The organism is Microcystis sp. LE18-22.4A (assembly GCF_027531105.1).
Lineage (GTDB): Bacteria > Cyanobacteriota > Cyanobacteriia > Cyanobacteriales > Microcystaceae > Microcystis > Microcystis aeruginosa.
This window is the reverse complement of the sequence record NZ_JAPZRB010000505.1, coordinates 1-3,412: the sequence shown is the minus strand read 5'-3', so window position 1 is coordinate 3,412 and position 3,412 is coordinate 1. Positions and strand designations below refer to the sequence as shown.

Here is a 3,412-nt window from a genome sequence, read left to right as displayed (position 1 = left end):
TTTAGACTTGTTTTCCCTCAAAAAGTGCCGACCTTTGGAGTGATTGGGGGGAAAATTCAGGTACTTTTTCCCTGAAAATTAGGTAATTGACCCCCTGAAAATGGGTAAAACCCCACACCCCACACCCCACACCCCACACCCTGCCCCCAGGAAAAGCTTTTTCAGCAAACCCTACCTAAGTCTTTTGAGATTTCAATGACTAAATCTGGTGGGGGATACTGATTTAAATCAATCATCGAAGTACCGGAGGAAATTAGATTAGCTTTCTCCGCAAAATAATAAGATATATCTGGTTGAACTTCTCGATAACCCGACTTGCGAAAACTGCAATTATCTTTGGCATTAAAGGCCAAATTTTTTAGGGTAGCATAGAGACTAACAGCGAAGATCAAAATAGCATGATCGCTGGCATGATCGTTACCAATAGGAGTCATTTCTAATCGATAATAGCCATTGTAATAATAACTTTTTCCTTGATTTTCTGGGAAGTTGTTAATTGCTTCTAAGTATTCTTCCCAACTGCCTTTAATCCATAAATCTGTCGAGATAGTAGTTTCTAGCTTTTGCATAATCTTAGCCTCGATTTTATGGAGTTAACCTTGAAATTGAGTGATTAACCAACGTCCCACCTGACTTTGATCCTTGCTGCGTGCCTGTTGTAAAGCTGACTCTAAAACCGCAAGTTTTAAATTAGGTAAAACCTTTGATATATCAATTCTTTTGCTACCTCGATCGATTATTTCAAAAGCGAATATTTGAGGATCATTTACCTTAACACTCCAGTATTCACCAACTCCTAATTCTTCGTAGAGCAAGCGTTTATTACCTAAGTCATCATTGAGGGTAGATTTTGAGATTTCAATGACTAAATCTGGTGGAGGATACTGATTTAAATCAATAATCGAAGTCCCATTTGGTATCAGATTCGCTTTCTCTCCTAGATAGTAAGATATATCTGGCTGCACTTCTCTAATTCCTCTTTTACGATAAGAACAAGTGGGGAGTCCTTGAAAAGGAATTTCTTTGAGGATAGCGTAGAGACTCACCCCCAAAAAGACAACATGATGATCTCTAGCGTGTTCAAATCCAATAGGAGTCATTTCCAATCGATAATAGCCATTGTAATAATAACTTTTTCCTTTATTCTCTGGTAAGTTTTTAATTGCTTCTAAGTATTCTTCCCAACTAGCTTTAATCCATCGGTCAGTTATCCCCCTAGTTTCTAACTGTTGCATAGTTATCCAGTCCCGCTTTCAACTTTTTCTGTAATTATAGCAATTATTGATCAAATCAGAACCAGGGAACTGAGCAAGTATAATGATAGAATAGATTAATCGAGGAAAAATTAGCCCAATTATGACCACAACTTATGATTATATAATTATCGGTGGTGGTATCACCGGTTCCGCCTTAAGTTATGAACTAGCTAACCTAGGCAGTCGAGTCCTCTTATTAGAAAAAGAAACCCATCCCCTCAACGCCACTTTCTACAGTTACGGGGGTTTAGCCTATTGGTCGGCCACCACAGAAATCGAGAGAAAATTATACCAAGAAGGTCGAGAAATTCAGCGCAATTTATCGCAGGAATTGGGCATAGATAACGAATACCGGGACATAGAGCTAATTCTCACCGTGAACCCCGAAGATGATCCAGTCGCTGTGGCCGAAAAATTTGCTATCTTTGCTATTACTCCCGAAATTCTCGATCCGCAAGCAGCGATCGCTTTAGAACCTCTATTAAATCCCGCAGCTATCTCCGGAGTTTTACGACTGCCCCACGGTCACATCAACGCCGAAAAAACTAATCTTGCCTATCAACAAGCTTTCCTGCGTCTGGGAGGCAAGATTATTCGGGAAGCTGTCATCGAATTAATTGAAACTGCATCGAGAATTACCGGCGTAAAAACTCCTAAAAATAATTATTCTGCCGGGGAAACTATCGTCTGTGCCGGGGGATTAACCCGGTCTTTACTGCAAAAATCCTATATTACTGCTCCCGTCTATTTTACCCATGCCCAGGTGATCAAAATTCCCCCCACTGAGATCAAATTAAACACCCTAGTTATGCCCGCAATTCCTGCCAGATTGGTATTAGAGCAAAAAATTACCCAACTAGAAAATCAGGGCATTTGGCAGAGAGAAACCCCAGAAATAATTGCCAGTGTTTTAGAAACGGGGGCGGTACAATTCCGGGATCAAAGCCTTTATCTAGGGCAAATTAGCGCCATTATCACCGATCCTGGCGGGAGTTTAAACCCTCTGACGGGGGAAAAAGCAATACGCGCCGCCGTGGGGACATTGCTGCCCTCTTTAGCCTCTCTCCCCGGCAGCTGTCATCATTGCCTAGTGGCCTTTGCCCCCTCGGGACGGCCTCTGGTGGGAGCGATCGCCGATAAAGTGGGATTGCAGGTATTTTCCGGTTTTACCAGTACACTTGTATCGGCTCCGCCCCTGGCCCGACGTTTTGCGCGTCACCTGCTGGGGGAAAATGACGAGATAATTAGGGTTTGCTGAAAAAGTTTTTCGTGGGGACAGGGTGTGAGGTGTGGGGTGTGGGGTGTGGGGTGTGGGGTGTAGGTTTTTACCCATTTTCATCTGGTAAATTACCTAATTTTCAGGGAAAAAGTCCAGGGATTTTCCCCCCGATCCCTCCCAGATCTGGGACTTTTTGATTGACCAAAAGTCTAAAAGTCTTACCCAACAAGGTTTTTAGATTTATTCAGCAAACCCTAATTGCTAATTGACAAAAGTCAAGAGAGAAATTAACTGATGGTTGCCATTAATCCTAATCGACTTTTTCCAACTGCCAAAGAATTTGGTTTCCCTCGCGTCTGACCCGGGAGATTACCCAATTTCGCCACGGCCAATGGTCGCCGCGACTGGTAACGGCCCCTGGATTAATATCCATTAAATCGGCCACTTCGGCGCTGGTAATCAAATAACCGCGATTGGCCACTTCATCGGCAATGCGTAGGGTTTCGATGAGATTTCTTAGCTGGTCAACTCTTTCTCCCCGGGGTAATTGGATTTCATCGCCAGCGCTATTAGGTGGTTCATTCATGGTGATGGTCTGGTCAAAGTTGATTAACAACAAAAATTGTCGGTTGAGGCAAACAAGCAAGCTTCCCCTATCGTTATTCTATCGATTTCATCAATAATAGTCCTGATCAAAACAGTCCTATCCCGTCACATCTTTACTAAAACCCCAAAAACCCCTTGACAAAAAACACAAAATATAGTAGGGAAATCAGGGAAAGTGGTTAGCGGTCACTAGACCTCTTGCAAAAGTCTTAAGTCGATCCTTGTACAGCAACATTTTTGAAGATTATCAACTACTAATAAATAATTAACTGAAAGTCCCTCCCATTATTGTTTCTATCGTTTGTTTTCGGATTTATGCAAGAGGTCTAAT

3 protein-coding genes and 1 pseudogene are annotated in these 3,412 nt (G+C 42.3%); 1 reads left to right on the top strand and 3 read right to left on the bottom strand.

Going from position 1 to position 3,412, the window contains the following annotated elements; translation table 11 throughout:
* Positions 1 to 182: 182 nt before the first annotated feature.
* Both O9295_RS21800 and O9295_RS21795 read right to left on the bottom strand, forming a co-directional pair.
* Positions 183 to 569 (bottom strand): annotated as a pseudogene (locus O9295_RS21800) (Uma2 family endonuclease); the annotation flags it as partial.
* Between the two features lie 24 nt (positions 570 to 593).
* Positions 594 to 1,235, bottom strand: coding sequence for a Uma2 family endonuclease (locus O9295_RS21795; RefSeq protein WP_288035302.1), 642 nt, complete (start codon positions 1,233 to 1,235; stop codon positions 594 to 596).
* A gap of 121 nt (positions 1,236 to 1,356) precedes the next feature.
* On the opposite strand from O9295_RS21795, the gene O9295_RS21790 reads away from it, so the two are divergent.
* Positions 1,357 to 2,514 (top strand): NAD(P)/FAD-dependent oxidoreductase, encoded by a 1,158-nt coding sequence (locus tag O9295_RS21790; protein WP_288035300.1) that lies wholly within the window; start codon positions 1,357 to 1,359, stop codon positions 2,512 to 2,514.
* Between the two features lie 271 nt (positions 2,515 to 2,785).
* Here O9295_RS21790 and O9295_RS21785 read toward each other — a convergent pair whose 3' ends face one another.
* The gene (locus O9295_RS21785) at positions 2,786 to 3,061 is read right to left on the bottom strand and encodes a hypothetical protein (RefSeq protein ID WP_002768833.1); all 276 of its coding nucleotides are present in this window, start codon (positions 3,059 to 3,061) and stop codon (positions 2,786 to 2,788) included.
* Between the last annotated feature and the right edge of the window lie 351 nt (positions 3,062 to 3,412).

What these genes read in the sequence shown, in the direction of transcription:
- O9295_RS21795 (WP_288035302.1), bottom strand. Translation starts at nt 1,235, where the DNA reads ATGCAACAGTTAGAAACTAGGGGGATAACTGACCGATGGATTAAAGCT.
- O9295_RS21785 (WP_002768833.1), bottom strand. Translation starts at nt 3,061, where the DNA reads ATGAATGAACCACCTAATAGCGCTGGCGATGAAATCCAATTACCCCGG.
- O9295_RS21790 (WP_288035300.1), top strand. Translation starts at nt 1,357, where the DNA reads ATGACCACAACTTATGATTATATAATTATCGGTGGTGGTATCACCGGT.